General features: G+C 36.3%; 13 protein-coding genes, 1 pseudogene and 1 riboswitch. Of the genes and pseudogenes, 9 read left to right on the forward strand and 5 right to left on the reverse strand.

Annotated elements, in window-relative coordinates:
• Positions 1-8 precede the first annotated feature (8 nt).
• From uraD to BK579_RS02240, 3 genes are all read left to right on the forward strand, one after another.
• Positions 9-518 carry a 2-oxo-4-hydroxy-4-carboxy-5-ureidoimidazoline decarboxylase gene (uraD, locus tag BK579_RS02230; RefSeq protein WP_078543322.1) on the forward strand — a complete coding sequence of 170 codons (510 nt, stop codon included), beginning with the start codon at positions 9-11 and terminating at the stop codon, positions 516-518.
• 17 nt (positions 519-535) lie between these two features.
• Entirely contained in the window at positions 536-892 is a 357-nt protein-coding gene (uraH, locus tag BK579_RS02235) for a hydroxyisourate hydrolase (RefSeq protein WP_078543323.1), read from the forward strand.
• A 561-nt stretch (positions 893-1,453) separates the two neighbouring features.
• Positions 1,454-2,767 carry a hypothetical protein gene (locus BK579_RS02240; protein ID WP_204524657.1) on the forward strand — a complete coding sequence of 438 codons (1,314 nt, stop codon included), beginning with the start codon at positions 1,454-1,456 and terminating at the stop codon, positions 2,765-2,767.
• A 530-nt stretch (positions 2,768-3,297) separates the two neighbouring features.
• Here BK579_RS02240 and BK579_RS02245 read toward each other — a convergent pair.
• Together BK579_RS02245 and BK579_RS25990 are read right to left on the reverse strand one after the other, a co-directional pair.
• Positions 3,298-4,083: a class I SAM-dependent methyltransferase gene (locus BK579_RS02245; protein ID WP_078543325.1), complete on the reverse strand. Its 786-nt coding sequence runs from the start codon at positions 4,081-4,083 to the stop codon at positions 3,298-3,300.
• A gap of 14 nt (positions 4,084-4,097) precedes the next feature.
• Positions 4,098-4,244, reverse strand: coding sequence for a hypothetical protein (locus BK579_RS25990; RefSeq protein ID WP_204524658.1), 147 nt, complete (start codon positions 4,242-4,244; stop codon positions 4,098-4,100).
• A 207-nt stretch (positions 4,245-4,451) separates the two neighbouring features.
• Between BK579_RS25990 and BK579_RS02250 the strand changes: the two genes are divergently transcribed.
• From BK579_RS02250 to BK579_RS02260, 3 genes and pseudogenes are all read left to right on the forward strand, one after another.
• Positions 4,452-4,835, forward strand: a complete 384-nt coding sequence (locus tag BK579_RS02250; protein WP_169891037.1) for an STAS/SEC14 domain-containing protein — start codon at positions 4,452-4,454, stop codon at positions 4,833-4,835.
• 456 nt (positions 4,836-5,291) lie between these two features.
• Entirely contained in the window at positions 5,292-5,948 is a 657-nt protein-coding gene (locus tag BK579_RS02255; RefSeq protein ID WP_078543327.1) for a TetR/AcrR family transcriptional regulator, read from the forward strand.
• Between the two features lie 115 nt (positions 5,949-6,063).
• A pseudogene (locus tag BK579_RS02260) lies at positions 6,064-8,300 on the forward strand (MMPL family transporter).
• Positions 8,301-8,345: 45 nt separating this feature from the next.
• On the opposite strand, the gene BK579_RS02265 reads toward BK579_RS02260, so the two are convergent.
• The gene (locus BK579_RS02265; RefSeq protein WP_078543328.1) at positions 8,346-9,065 is read right to left on the reverse strand and encodes a 3-ketoacyl-ACP reductase; all 720 of its coding nucleotides are present in this window, start codon (positions 9,063-9,065) and stop codon (positions 8,346-8,348) included.
• A 113-nt stretch (positions 9,066-9,178) separates the two neighbouring features.
• Positions 9,179-10,414 (reverse strand): peptidase T, encoded by a 1,236-nt coding sequence (gene pepT, locus BK579_RS02270; protein ID WP_078543329.1) that lies wholly within the window; start codon positions 10,412-10,414, stop codon positions 9,179-9,181.
• A gap of 142 nt (positions 10,415-10,556) precedes the next feature.
• On the opposite strand from pepT, the gene BK579_RS02275 reads away from it, so the two are divergent.
• Positions 10,557-11,543, forward strand: coding sequence for a DUF3231 family protein (locus tag BK579_RS02275; protein ID WP_078543330.1), 987 nt, complete (start codon positions 10,557-10,559; stop codon positions 11,541-11,543).
• 66 nt (positions 11,544-11,609) lie between these two features.
• Here the strand turns inward: BK579_RS02275 and BK579_RS02280 are convergent, their stop codons facing one another.
• Positions 11,610-12,314, reverse strand: coding sequence for a DUF1287 domain-containing protein (locus BK579_RS02280; protein ID WP_078543331.1), 705 nt, complete (start codon positions 12,312-12,314; stop codon positions 11,610-11,612).
• Positions 12,315-12,495: 181 nt separating this feature from the next.
• A riboswitch (TPP riboswitch) is annotated at positions 12,496-12,599 on the forward strand.
• A gap of 362 nt (positions 12,600-12,961) precedes the next feature.
• On the opposite strand from BK579_RS02280, the gene thiW reads away from it, so the two are divergent.
• Together thiW and purU are read left to right on the forward strand one after the other, a co-directional pair.
• On the forward strand, positions 12,962-13,447 hold the full coding sequence (thiW, locus tag BK579_RS02285) for an energy coupling factor transporter S component ThiW (protein ID WP_078543332.1): 486 nt from the start codon (positions 12,962-12,964) through the stop codon (positions 13,445-13,447).
• An 814-nt stretch (positions 13,448-14,261) separates the two neighbouring features.
• Positions 14,262-15,158: a formyltetrahydrofolate deformylase gene (gene purU, locus BK579_RS02290; protein WP_078543333.1), complete on the forward strand. Its 897-nt coding sequence runs from the start codon at positions 14,262-14,264 to the stop codon at positions 15,156-15,158.
• The last annotated feature ends 163 nt before the right edge of the window (positions 15,159-15,321 follow it).

Raw genomic sequence — 15,321 nt, forward strand, 5'->3', positions numbered from 1 at the left:
AGACGCATATGATAAATCTAGGTAAATTAAATAATATGAGTGATACAGTATTTACAGAAACGCTCGGTGAGATTTATGAGCACTCTCCATGGGTGGCGAAAAAGGCAGCAGTATATAGACCCTTTTCATCAGTCGATGAATTACATAAAGCGATGATGGAGGTTGTTTTGAATGCACCAGTTGAAGATAAGCTTGAACTGATAAGGGCACATCCTAATCTAGGTGATAGAATTGAAATGAGCGATGACTCAAATAAGGAGCAGCAAGGAGCTGGACTTCAAAATTTAAGTCAAGAAGAATTCCATAGCTTTCAATCATTAAATAAAGAATATATGAAAAAGTTTGGATTTCCTTTTATTTTTGCTGTGAAAGGCAAGACCAAAGATGACGTTTATCAATCATTAATACGGAGAATTGAGAGCACGGAAACGCAGGAATTTTCGATTGCTCTTACTGAAATTGATAAAATTGCTGGATTTCGATTAAGAGATAAAATTATTGAAGAAGCAAACGTATAAAGATTGAAGGTGAAGTAATGTCAGGATTATCTACACATGTATTGGATTTAACTCACGGTAAACCAGCACAGAATGTACACTTAGATTTATATAAGAAAGATGAGTCTTCAAATCTTATATATTTGAAATCAAGCCTAACCAATAAGGATGGTAGGTTGGATTCCCCCTTTTTGTCAGGTGAAGAGTTGTTGCTAGGTGAATATGAAATTGTGTTTCATATAGGCGACTACTTCCGAACAAAGCAGCTTGAGATCAGTGAACCGCACTTTCTAGAAAAAGTGCCAGTTAGATTTTGTATTACAGAAATAAACGGTCATTATCATGTCCCCTTACTTGTATCTCCCTGGGGATATCAAGTGTATCGAGGCAGCTGATTTCATGATGTGAATAGGAATAGAGACATTGGGGGAGGATCTCTATTCGCTTCGTTTTAGTGCCCTCCTTCCCCTTTCCTTGTAGTAGAATAACTCAACTTAGGAGCGGGATTCAGACAGCTTTTGGCATAGTGGAGTTCAAGTTGTCCGAAGAGAGCTTGAGTTCAGACAGTTTTTAGTTTAGTGCAGCTCAAGTTGTCCGAAGAGAGTGTGACTTCAGACAGCTTTAGCTTAGTTCCAACCCAACCTGTCCGAATGGAGCAAAACTTCAGGACTAGCTTTTGACGAAGTGAACCTCGCAGTCCAAAGAAACTGATTAATGCCATCCATAAACTTATGGCTGTCTACAGCAAATCATGTGGTTACCTTCCTCAAAACGCATGAGCTCCTATTCGAAAAACAAATTTCCTTAACATTAATCCATTATAAAATCCATAAAATTGAATAAAATGTAAGATTGCCAGATTAAATAAATAGGTTTACGATAGAAACTATAAATTTTAGTATGACTAAAACCTTGTAGTAAAAGAAAGAGGCATAAGCATGAGAACCTATCTCATATTGAGTATGTGTATTTTATATTTATTTCATTATTTTGTGGAGATTAATTGGTTGCAGTATATCGTGGTTTTATTAGCGTTAGCTGCATTTATAGCAAGCTCCTCAAATGCTGACCCCCTCCCTAGGTGGTTAGGCTTTTTTATGATGGCTGTGGGAGTTATGCTAGAAATATCTAAAGGAACAGGAGTAGAAGGGATCAGCAATGGTATCTTTACGATTCTGCCTCTCCTATGTTTGATAACTCTAGCCCCGTTGTTATCAATTCCGCTTCGACTTGGTGGTTATTTTGAAGCAATTTCAGCTTTATTACGCAATTTATTACATCAACCTAGAAGGCTTTATGCTGGAATTACAACGACGTTGTTCTTGCTAAGTCCGGTTTTAAGCTTAGGGTCTGTAAGAATTATTAATGACTTTCTTAAAGATTTAAAGCTTCCTTCGGCTGTCTCAGCTAAGAGTTATTTAGTGGGGTTTTCGACTTCGGTGTTGTGGTCTCCCTATTTTGCATCTGTTTCTCTAGTACTCTATTATTTAAATATTCCTTTTAAGGAATATATCTTATATGGGATTGCTTTATCTCTTATCTCTCTAATTATAGGAAATGTTTTATTTGTCGTTTGGGAGCGAAAAAATCCAATTTTAGAACAATCTCACCAAGTACAACAACTTCAAAAGAAATATCGAAATCAATTAATAATACTTTCATTGTTTATCGTTCTCTTAATGTCTACATGCTTAATCATTGAAAGTATTACTCACTGGTCGATGGTTGTCATTGTTTGTTTAATTTCAATTTTCATCCCTCTACTATCGGCTGTTACGAAACATGCGCGAAGGAAATTAAAGCCCTTTTTCATTGACTATCGTGATCGTACAGTACCAATGATGAATAATGAAATGATGTTATTTATGAGTGCCGGATTATTAGGATTTGCCCTTCAAGGGACCAATCTAGCAAATGGGGTGAATGCCTACTTAGTTGATCTTGCGGGTCATTCATTTATTTTGTTTGCGTTAGCGATTCTTGCCGGCGGTTTGGTTGTTACTTATGTGGGGATTCACCAAATCGCGGTTGTAGGTGCTTTAGCGATGCAATTAAATGCGCAGGAATTAGGAATTAGTAATATTGCATTGGCAATGCTATTACTTCTAACATGGTCCATTTCAAGTGCATTAAGTCCATTCTCTGGATTGAATTTAATGGTTAGTCGCTTTGCGGGCATTTCAGGTGTGCAGGTAGGTTTAAGAGCAAACGGTGTACACCTTACAATCTTAGCAACCATTGGGATATTGTTTATTTCGTTTATAAACTAATACCGGTAGGAAGGATTTGAGGTATGTCTATTCTAAAAGGTATCATTTCTACTGCTTTTCTTGAAATACATGCCGAAATTAAGGTCTTACTGGGAATAAAAAGGTAAACTCGTCATAACTATTGGCGAGTTCCTTTTTTATGAATAAATACATCATAGTAGTGCCCAAAGCAAGTATCTTCCTTGTGTTTTGGGTGTAATAGATGATTGTTTTTAATCAAGTAACCAGCAAAAGTTAATAAGCGGAGAATTTCCTGTTAAATGAAAAATGGAGCTAGTTTCGGGGCGTATAAGGGGAAATTTTCCGGTTAGGCAAAGAAAAACCTCTCATTTTCGAATTTTTTAAGCTAATAGGCGGAATTTCTCCGCCTATAGGGGTTTATTTTTAATAGTAACAACAAATTAAGCGGAATTCTTCCGTCTATTAGCAGCCAGACTCTTAGCCTGATCCCCCTACCGATCATTTCGGCCCTCTCCACCAAAATAAGATTTCAATTGCCATTCAAGACCACGTAGATAACTTTTTGTATGTTACTTCTTTTCCGCAATGATAAAGAGGTAATCACCTAAATAGCTACTATACTTAGAAATAACCTTTTCAACCTGATTCGTATCTATATCGTGTTTAAGTTTTTTGCACCCATCTTCCACATCTTCCTCAGATGATAAATTTGCAAAGGTTGATATGCCTGCCCGTACTTGTGGATCTAAATAAAGCTCAGGTTTGAATTTTCCGCTATACAGGAAAAAATCCTCAAGGTCAGGCTGTACCAAGAATGTCTCAGTTCCGACTATGCTAAATCCAGAATCACCAAGCGCTTTAGTTACTTCTGCTAATGTAGGCATTTGTTTAGCAGAAGCTTCAATTGCTTTTGGGAAATATTCTTTAAGCCAATAAAGATTTATTTGTTCTGGAGTGGATGTAAAGATGACAAATCTGCTACCGAAATCTAGACACCGGTAGATTTCTTGAAAAGATTTTAAAAGACTTTCAAAATGATGGATGGCTAAAATACATGCTATACCATTAAAATAATTATTCTCAAAAGGCAACTTCTCAATATTCGCTACTTCCCAATTAATGACCGATGACTTTTCATGTGCTTGTGAAATCATTTTGCTAGAAATATCGACTCCTACCATTTCTAATCCTGATTGAGCTAATGCGACTGTATAATTTCCTGTTCCACAAGCAGCGTCTAGTACTTTACTGCCGTTTGGTATATCCAAATGATTCCGTATGAGACGAGCTATTTCGGGGTCTGCTCTTCTAGTAATATCGTAAGAGTCACCAATTCGATTATAAAGAGTTTCCATCTATATCTCCCCTTTTACCTTATATAAGTTAAAAATCTATGGCTTAACGTAAAATAATTATTCTCAACTTCTTCCCATTCAAAATAAGTCCCGACTTCTTCACTAATCTCTATTAACTCGTTTTGAAAGTAAACAATTTGTGCATCCATATGCTCAAGCATTCCATAAAGCTTATCTTCAGCATTAGAATCTCCATGAAGAACCCTTACTTCTATGTTTTACTCTCATTTTATATGATGTGTATCAATTAAAAATAGCAACGTTAATAAAAAAATAATTTTTATAAGATATAATTCTTTTCAACGCTGAAACTATAATGTACAATGGTTATACAAATGTTATACAACAATACTCAAAGGATGATACATATGTATAAACTAGAAGTGATTGATCAAAATTTAAGAATCTTTGGTTTGGCGTGGCTGGGAAAGGTTTCACCGGAAGAAGTCCAAGAAGTAAATGACAAGCTTGCTAGCTATTTAACAGAATTAAATATAGACGAATTCGATTTATTAGTGGATATGAGTGAGATTACGGTATTGCTTCCGGCAACACAAAAGGAGATCGTCAAGCACCAGGAGTGGTTACTTCAAAATGGTATGCAAAGAGCTGCTGTGGTCGTAAATAGTTCTATTGCAAAACTACAGCTGAAGAGAACAGCCAGGGAATCAAATCATGCAAAAGAATTTCACTTTGATACAGTAAAACAAGCACTAGGGTTTTTAAAAGAAGTACAGACTTTAAAAATCTAACATGTAGCCATTTCAACTGGTTTTACTCAATTTATATAACACACTTTATAGCTAGAAGATAGAAATGAAAACGTTTGATTTAATTGCTTTAGCATTAATTATTATGGATGGATTAAACTGGCACTGGTTGAATTAGTTCAATGTGATTTAGTTGGTTGAATGAATAGCATCTTATCAATAGCTGTGTATATCTTGGTTGGTAAGCTGCTCTTTATTAACTACCCGTATCAAAAAACTAAAATAAGTATTTTCTGTTCCAAAGTCTTGTTTGGGACAGATTTCTTCATTTATTGACAAAAAATTTAGACATATTAAAAATTCTTATCTTAATATTGTTTATAGTGAAAATTACTCCCTCATTTAAAGGCTATTTTATTGCAGACAACCATAATTTTTTAGAAACATTGGCATTTTATTTTTTTTACGTTAATATGATTTTATCAAGTGATAAGTTAAATGAAGCGAGTGAAAGGAAAGATTATGGTTATAAAAGGAAATTCAAACGATAAAACAAATCAGGAAACGAAACAAATTATTATTAGTGCAGCTCAACGTTTATTTATGACATATGGGTATAGATCAGTATCTACGAGACAAATTGCAGACTCCTGTGGATTAACTCAACCTGCTTTATATCACCATTTTCGAAATAAACAAATGATCTATATCGAGGTTGTTAGATCTATGATGGAGAGAACAGAAACAGCTTTATTACGAGTATACAAGAGGTATACAACACTGTTTGAACGATTGGAGCAGGTTACCTATTATATGCTCATGAATCATCATGAGGATTTAACTCAAATGTTCCATGATTTACAGCATGAAATGGATATGGAGACACAGATTCTTATAAGGAAATGGTGGATTAAAAGCTATTTAGATCCAGTTGTTATGATGATCGAAGATGGCAAAAAAGAGGGTTCATTAAAAGAACTTGAGCAGCTTGGCACAAATGAGACCGAAATTGCATATTTTCTTTTAGATATGATCAAGTCATCGTTTCAACTTTCGGTGGAAAAATATAATAATCCTTTAGAAAAACAGAAAGAAGCACAGCGAAAAGCCACATTAGTTACAAATATTTTTATTGGAGGTCTGGGTGAACAATAATAATTTGTTGTTCACGACTTTCATTTAGGAAGTTCAAAAGATTTCTCAAAGTCTTTTTTGTTTTTTTGACTATACCTTATCAGTTGATAAGTTTTATGAGGGAGTGGGGATAATCATGAAAGAAAAATGGAGAAATGTTATAGTACCTTCCTTAAAAAAAGGAAAATGGTTAACAGTTGTAGTTTGGATAGTAGCTGTGGGGTTACTGTCTGCTATTTTTCCCTCAGCAGATTCAGAAAAGAATGAAAAGGCTGAGGTGTTTTTAAAAGAAACGGAATCAATGAAGGCTGAGAAGTTACTAGAAGAAGAATTCCGAATGAGAATGGCCTACCAGCATTGCTTACTTGGCACAGGTCAGAGGGTTTAGAGGTTGAAGATCTACAAGGGATCCAACAACTTGCTAAACAATTAAACGAAGATCCAATTGAACAAGGAATGGTGCCACCAATTCACTTAATGCCAACGGAAGTAATAATGCAACAGGTTTCACAAGACGGTACCACCTTCGTCCTCCCTGTTCTATTCGCTGAAAACATAGAGACGAGTGAGATCAGCGACGGACTTGTTCAAATAGAACAAGTAGCAACGGATATATTCTCTAAAAATCCGTTTGATGTTAGTGTTGAAAGTAATCAACTACTTGTTAGAGCAACAGGACCTGCTGGGGTTTCAGTTGACGCAACGGAATTATTCAGCCAAGGAGATCTTTCTCTTCTTATCGGGACGGTAATCATTGTGTTAGTCATCTTGTTAATCATTTATCGATCCCCTATATTAGCATTAATTCCACTAGTAAGCGTTGGGGTTGCTTATTCAGTGATAAGTCCAATATTAGGAGCAATGTCCAATGTAGGATGGATTGAATATGATTCCCAAGCAATCGCAATAATGACTGTATTATTGTTTGGTGCTGGGACTGATTACTGTTTATTTCTTATCTCAAATTATCGAAAACTGTTAAAAGTTGAAGCAAATAAATATATTGCACTTAAAGAAGCTTTTGCATCTTCTTGGGGAGCAATTAGTATGAGTGGGCTTACTGTAGTAGCGGCGCTTATTGTTTTGTTGGTAGCAGATTATGGAGCCATTCATAGATTCGCCATTCCTTTTAGTGTAGCGATTTTAATTATGATGATTGCAAGCTTAACTCTTGTTCCAGCGATATTATTGATTCTTGGAAGAGTATCATTTTTCCCGTTTATTCCTAGAACACCAGAGATGCTTAGAGAAAAGGCGAATATGAGTGGAAAAGAGTTCAAGGTGAAAAGTCCTGAGCCGAAGATTGGGTCAACAATCGGGCGGTTAGTAACAACTCATCCTTGGAAGGTTACCATTATAACGACCGCTGTTTTAGTGATATTCTCTTTCTATTCAACAAAGGTAGAACTGACTTATGACACACTATCATCATTCCCTGAGGATATGCCATCTCGGGAAGGCTTTACTTTACTTACGAATCACTTTAATTCAGGTGAATTAGCACCAGTTAGTGTTATTGTAGAATCAGATCAGGAAGGTGCAGTTCGCCGGGTGCTTGAGCAGCTTTCTTATATATCTCAGGTATCTGATGAAGTAATTAGAGGAGAGAATAATAGTCAACTATTAAAATATGAAGTAGAACTCAATGTCAACCCATATTCAAATGAAGCCATGAGCTATATTCCGCAAATTAAGCAAATATTGATAGAGCACCTAAAGAGCTTAGGTGTTTCGGAGCCAGAAGAGAAGGTCTGGATTGGCGGCCAAACAGCAGAGCAATATGATACAAGTATGGTTACCAAGCAAGATGAAAAACTAGTTGTGCCAATTGTTATCATTCTAATTTTCTTGTTACTGCTTGTGTATTTAAGATCGATTGTTGCAACTGTATACTTAGTTGCGACCGTCATTTTATCGTATTTTGGTGCTTTGGGATTAGGATGGATTATTCTGCACTACGGTTTTGGTGTTGAAGCGATACAAGGTTTTATTCCGCTATATGCATTTGTATTTATTGTTGCTCTTGGAGAAGATTATAATATTTTTATGATCTCAAGTATTTGGAAGAAAAGTAAGAAGAAGCCTTTGCTTCAAGCAATCAAAGAAGGTGTTGCAGAGACGGGTGGAGTCATTACGTCAGCAGGTCTGATTTTAGCAGGAACGTTTGCGGTTTTAACCACCCTGCCGATCCAAATTCTTGTTCACTTCGGTACAATCACAGCAATCGGAGTGCTATTAGATACGTTCATTGTTCGCCCCTTTTTAGTACCTGCAATTACGGTGTTATTAGGAAAATGGGCATTCTGGCCGTCTAAAAAGCAGATGAAGTCAGTTGAAGTCAATTCAAGTAAACAAGCAAATGCTAGTCAATAAGGTATAAAAAAGAGGTTATCAATGTGATAACCTCTAGTTTTATATCTAAGGATTAGTAGACCACATTCCAGCTGATTTGATAAAAATTCGCGGATGTAACTTTAATTGCGAAACGATGATTTCAGCTAAATCTTCAGGCTGCATCACCTTTTCAGGGTTGCCATCTGTTAAATTTTCTTTATACGCTAACTCTGTGGCAACAGTACTTGGTGTTAATGCTGTAACACGGATATTATGCTTTCTTACCTCTAGTGCTAGAGATTCAGTTAGCCCAAGTAACCCGAATTTTGAAGCACTATATGCACTTGTTACAGGTGCTCCCTTTTGTCCAGCGGTTGATGAGATATTGATAATGTCTCCACCATTTTTTTCGATTAACTGAGGAAGTACGGCACGTGTTACATAGTAAACGCCCATTAAGTTCACATCAATAATCTTCTTCCATTCTTGTGGATCAAGCTCAAGGAATTTGCCGAATTTCCCGATTCCTGCATTATTTATTAAAATGTCAAAAGTGCCTAAGCTATTTGTTAGTTGACTTACTGCAGCATCAACTTCTTCCATTGAAGAAACATCAGCGGTAGCAAAGGCAACCTTTACACCCAAGTCTTCAATCTCTTTTGAAACGGAAACCAAATCAGCTTCAGTTCTTGCTAAAAGTCCAATATTCACACCTTCTTTAGCTAGTGCAATTGCAGTAGCACGTCCGATACCTTTTCCAGCTCCGGTAATCAGTGCTGTTTTTCTTTGTATTGATTGTGGCATATATACAAACTCCTTTCGTTATGTAACATAGGATTGAACTTGTCTAGTATTAATCCAATGAGTCGGATTATACTGTAAAAAGTTCTAGGTATAAAATAATTTGCTCAGTAGTCTTATTCGCCTTCTTCTTCAAACAACTTCGTAATTTCAATAATCACTTCAGTGGCCTTAACCATATTATCCACCGAAATATATTCAAATTTCCCATGAAAGTTTTCTCCGCCCGTAAAAAGGTTTGGTGTCGGAAGTCCCATGTATGAAAGCTGTGACCCGTCTGTGCCTCCGCGAACTGGTCTGATCATTGGTTCAATCTCTAAGTTTTTCATTGCTTTATAAGCGATATCTACAATTTCCTTTACAGGTTCAATCTTTTCTTTCATATTATAATATTGATCATTTAAATCAAGTAAAATGGTTTCTGAACCATAGATTTCTTGTAAGTCTTTGACAATTTGTTGAAGTTTCTCTTTTTTACGAGTAAATTCCTCTTTATTAAATTCTCGAATAATATAGCTTAATGACGTTTTCTCAACATCACCTTCAAATGAGCTTAAATGGTAAAACCCTCCGTATTCTTCCGTATACTCCGGTGCTTCCTCTTTCGGAAGTCTTCCGTGCAATTCCATCGCAATTTTCATGGAGTTTACCATTTTCCCTTTGGCTGTACCAGGATGTACATTGGTTCCCTTTATTATTATTTTTGCAGATGCTGCATTAAAGCTTTCATATTGAAGCTCCCCTAAAGGTCCGCCGTCAACTGTATATGCATATTTGGCATCAAATGCCTTCACGTCAAATTTATGCGGTCCTCTACCGATTTCTTCATCTGGGGTAAAGGCAACACGAATCTTACCATGCTTGATCTCAGGATGCTGAACCAAGTAAGCCATAGCTGTCATAATTTCAGTAATCCCAGCTTTATTATCTGCACCAAGCAGTGTGGTGCCATCTGTTGTAATTAATGTATGGCCTTTATAGGTTGTTACTTCTGGAAAGTCATCTGGGGACAAAATAACATTTAAAGATTCATTTAAGACAATCTTTTTGCCATCATAGCTTTCGATGATTTGTGGATTGACATTTTTACCTGTAAAATCAGTTGCCGTATCAAGATGTGCTAAAAATCCAATTGTTGGAACGTCTTTGTCTGTGTTAGAAGGAAGTGTGGCCATTACATATCCGTTGTCATCAATTGTTACGTCTTCCATGCCGATATGTTTTAACTCATCAACCAGTATATGGGCAAGTGTGATTTGTCCAGGTGTAGACGGGCATGTTTCACTATATTCGTTCGATTGTGTATCTACCTTAACATATCTAGTCAATCGTTCAATGAGTTCTTGTTTCATTTTAATCAGCTCCTTTTATTTCATCTTAGTTCAACAGTTAAAAAGAATCAAAAATCTACTATTAGAAATTTAGATAAGTGTAAGATTATTTTATGAATAAAAGGTCAAAATAACTTCATATCAAGACTTTTAGGAGGATCGTATGGATAAGAGTAAAATACTGCTCACTGCTACTGAGATGGGTTTTTTGTGGTCTAGTTATCAATTTGAAAGCATGAATGTTACATTACTAACATACTTTCAATCAATTGTAGAAGATCCGGAAATAAAGCGATTGGTCGATTATACATTTGAATTATGTAACAAGCATGAAAGTACTCTTGAACAGCTATTTGCTGATAATGAATTTGCTAAGCCAATGGGATTTTCAAAAGATGATGTAAATCTTCATGCAAAGAAACTCTATACCGATGAATTCATCCTAATGTTCACCTGGTTTATTGGGAAGGGTAATTTAAACTTTAGTGCGATGGCTTTGAATAGTGTCGCAAGAGAAGATGTTTCAAAGTATTATGAAGAGTGTATTTCAGATGGAACACAAGTTGTAAGTAAAACAAGAACTTTATTATTAGAAAAAGGGTTGTGGGTAAGAGCACCTTACATTCCTGTACCAACTGAGAAGGAAATCGTACATAAGCAAAGCTTTTTAAATGGGTGGTTCGGGGAGAAAAGGCCATTATTAGGTGTTGAGATTGCTAATTTATTTTATAATATTATTACAAATACAATTGGTATAAGTTTAACCTCTAGTTTTATTCAAGTAACAAAATCAGATGAAATAAAACAGTATTTCCAACGAGGGAAGGATATTAGTGAAAAGCATGTTAAAGTTTTATCAGATGTTCTGAGGTCGGAAAATTTGCCAGGTCCTTCTTTTTGGAATTTTGGTGTAACTGATTCTAAAGAGGCACCTTTTTCGGAAGAATTCATGCTGAATTTAATCACTCTATTGAATTCTCAGGGAATTAGCAATTATGGTGTGTCATTATCAACGACCATGCGAAAAGATATTGGTGCTCATTTTATAAGATTAACGGATGAGGTTTTATTATATTCGGAGGATGGTGCCAACCTACTGATAGAAAAAGGTTGGATGGAGCAACCTCCTAAAGCCCCAAAAAGGGAATGAGATAAGTAAGAAGCCAGGTTACTTTAAAGATAATAATCTGGCTTCTTAATGATTTTAAAATTGAGTTTAATATCTCCACCGGTAATGCCCAGCGATGGGTGTTTGAAATGATGTTAGTTTGACTTCTGCAGCAAATGGAGGATTATTATGAATAAAATAGGGTGTTCCATCTTTCGCACGTTTATCAGATACAATTCCGACATGATGATATCCGTCTAAGAACACAACAATGTCCCCAGGTTGCCACTTTTGTAAATTTTCTATATCATACGGAATTAGTTCTGTTGTTAGTGACTCCGTAAACCTTTCGAAATAGACATATTGGTTGGGGACCCTCCGAAAATCAATGTTAACATCTGGATTTCCAGCAACTCTTGGATATAGCTCGGTATTAGTTAGAATATCTTCATCCATGAGGTCTTTTAAATAAATTTCAGCACCCATTAGTCCCCTCCAAATCACATCTGTGCAAACACCCTCATCTTTAGGTGGATACCCCCCAGCATAATAAGCACTTTTATAAGTAGTTCGTTGTTCCACTTCTTTTCTAGCTGCGTGAACAATATCAAGTGGGTCTGGTATGCCATTACCATTAGAATCAACCTTAGAATATTGTTCTTCTATTGTAATGCTTTTAACAAATGGGTTACTTAAATGAATGCCAGCTGAATCTAACAGAATCCCATCTCGAAAGAAGATAATAAAAGAAAGTAGGATAATAGAAAATATTGTAATGAATATTAATATAAATTTTTTAACTTTGGATTTCATCAGAAACACCTCGCATTTCCCATAATTTTCTAATATAAGTTAATGATAAGTGAAATAGACGAATGAAACAATGAAAAAGCTAATTTACTTAGATTTAAGAATTCGACAAATTAAAGAAATAAAAAGGATTCAATTCAATTTAGTAAAAACTATGATACAATGGTAGGAAACTACATAACCTGCAAAACACTAGGGGTGCTTTTATAGCTGAGAGAGACAATTTTGTCTTAACCCTTCGAACCTGTTCTAGTTAGTACTAGCGAAGGGAAGTGATTTGGTGCGAAATAACTGCAACCAAACACTTTCGTTTTAGGAAGTGTTTTTATTTTTTTCCTACTTAATAGATAGTTTTAATTCGGCTTTAGCTTTCACTTATGGTCATGAAGCTCCCAACGAGATCGTGGATTAGTGAGCTTTCTAAGGCAGGGGTATTAAGAAGTCTAAATAAAGAGACCCGGTTTCAGGTTCAGATAGGTTGAGAAGTCAACCGGAAAAAATTGTCCGAATGTAGTCCGAATTCAGACAGGCTGTGGAGCCAAGTGGCAAAAGCTGTCTGAACCCAAGCGAAGTTCAGAAGCGAAATGAATGATGACTACAATCAACTCTTTATTTACTAAACTATATAACTAAGAGAAAGAGGTACTTCAATGTCAAAAACATATCGACTTATTTTAATGGCATTATTTGCAGCCATTGGTACATTTGGCTCATCATTATTATGGTTTCCAGCAGGAATTGCAAAGGCATATCCCGTACAGCATGCTGTAAATGTAATGGCCGGAGTGTTACTTGGACCCATACCTGCAGTGATTATTGCATTTGTAACAGGTGTGTTAAGAAACTTATTAGGAACAGGCTCACTTTTAGCCTTCCCGGGTGGAATGATCGGAGCTCTCCTTGCGGGCTTACTATATCAAAAAATGAAGAAAAATTGGACCGCAGCTGCAGGAGAAATGGTGGGGTCAGGCCTTATAGCTCCACTAATTGCTGTCCCTTATGCAAAAATACTAATGGGAACAAGCGTCGCAAGCTTTTTCTTCATCCCTCCATTCATTGTAAGTAGCGTAACCGGTGCGTTAATAGGACTATTTCTTGTGATTCGGATTAAGAAAGCAAATGTGCTGAAGTTATAAACGTTTACATCCTAGAAAGTGTTGGACATAAAGGTTCAACACTTTTTATTTATAGTGGGTAATGTTCAATCATATTTACATTGACTTATACGAAAGACCTTAGAGGTCGGTACCATAGGTTGGAAACAGGAACTGGCCTGATTTTTTTCAAAACCCGCCGTATTCGGTCTCCAACTCGCCGTAATTCCGACTATTCTCGCCGGATTATGGGTCCTGATCTCCCTGGATTCAGGCACCTGGCCTGATTTTCTTCAAACCCCGCCGTATTCGGTCTCCAACCCGCCGTAATTCCGACTTTTCTCGCCGGATTATTGATCCTGATCTCTCTGGATTCAGGCACCTCGCCTGATTTTCTTCAAACCCCGCCGTATTCAATCTCCAACCCGCCGTAATTCCGACTTTTCTCGCCGGATTATGGGTCCTGATCTCCCTGGATTCAGGCACCTGGCCTGATTTTCTTCAAACCCCGCCGTATTCAATCTCCAACCCGCCGTAATTCCGACTTTTCTCGCCGGATTATTGATCCTGATCTCCCTGGATTCAGGCACTGGCTAGTTTTGAAACCCTAGGATAGCGAGCCAATTATACCGTATAGGATTGTGAGATTAAGTATTTCAAAGTAGACATCCGCGCTAATATAAAATTCGCACCATGTAGAATGAAAATGTTCTCACTTAGTGTGGATCGTAGCGAATGCCGCTCACTATTGCTAGTATTTTTCAGAGTAGAAGCAATAATCAAAAAATAACCTTGGAACCAAATGCAAACTAGAGTATAATGAAACAATTATAAAAAAATAGAAGAGGTTAAAAAAATGAATACCTTCAAAAAACAATTACAAGCATTTCAAGAAAAACAAAAAGATAGAGGTCGCTTGCTTATTAGTTGTCCTGATAAACCTGGGATAGTAGCAGCAGTTTCAGAATTTTTATATAAGCAAGGTGCCAACATCAATGAGTCAAATCAGTATACTACTGATCCAAAGGAAGGCACGTTCTTCATGAGGGTTGAATTTGAATGTGAAAGCCTAACTCAAAGAAAACAAGAAATTGAAAAAAAGTTTGAGGAAATCTCAACGAAATTCGAAATGGAATGGACTCTTACGATATTATCAGATTTAAAGAAAACAGCCATCTTTGTATCAAAGGAGCTTCATTGTTTACGTGAGCTTTTGTGGGAATGGCAAAGTGGGGACTTAACAACCGACATTTCATTAGTCATAAGTAACCATGAAGATTCACGTGAGGTTGTAGAATCTCTAGGAATTCCTTTTTATTTTATTCCTGCGAGTAAGGAAACAAGAGAAGCGGTTGAGAAACAACAACTGGAGCTTTTAAAGAAGTATAACGTCGATCTGATTATTTTAGCACGTTATATGCAAATATTAACTCCAACCTTTGTTGCTGCACATCCAAATCAGATAATCAATATACACCACTCTTTCTTGCCTGCATTTATAGGTGCAAGACCTTATGAAAGAGCATATCAGCGCGGTGTAAAACTAATTGGCGCTACCTCTCATTATGTCACGAACGACCTAGATGAAGGTCCAATCATAGAACAAGATATAATGCGTGTTGATCACCGTTCTAATGTTGAAAATTTAAAAAAAATAGGACAGTCAATTGAGAGAAGTGTTCTAGCTCGCGCAGTAAAATGGCATATTGAAGACCGCGTCATTGTTCACCAAAACAAAACAATTGTATTTTAATGCTATCTTAGAAGTTACCCTGACTAAAGTTTGGGTAACTTTTTTCTATGAATAAAAACAATACTATCGATGCATAAAAATAAATCTACAGTTGCCGTGGAGTATAAAGGAATATCAAATTTTGATAAAGTACTACAGTTTCTAAAAACCTTCTGATTAAAGG

Origin of the sequence: Litchfieldia alkalitelluris, assembly GCF_002019645.1 — a bacterium.
Taxonomy (GTDB): Bacteria; Bacillota; Bacilli; order Bacillales; family Bacillaceae_L; genus Litchfieldia; species Litchfieldia alkalitelluris.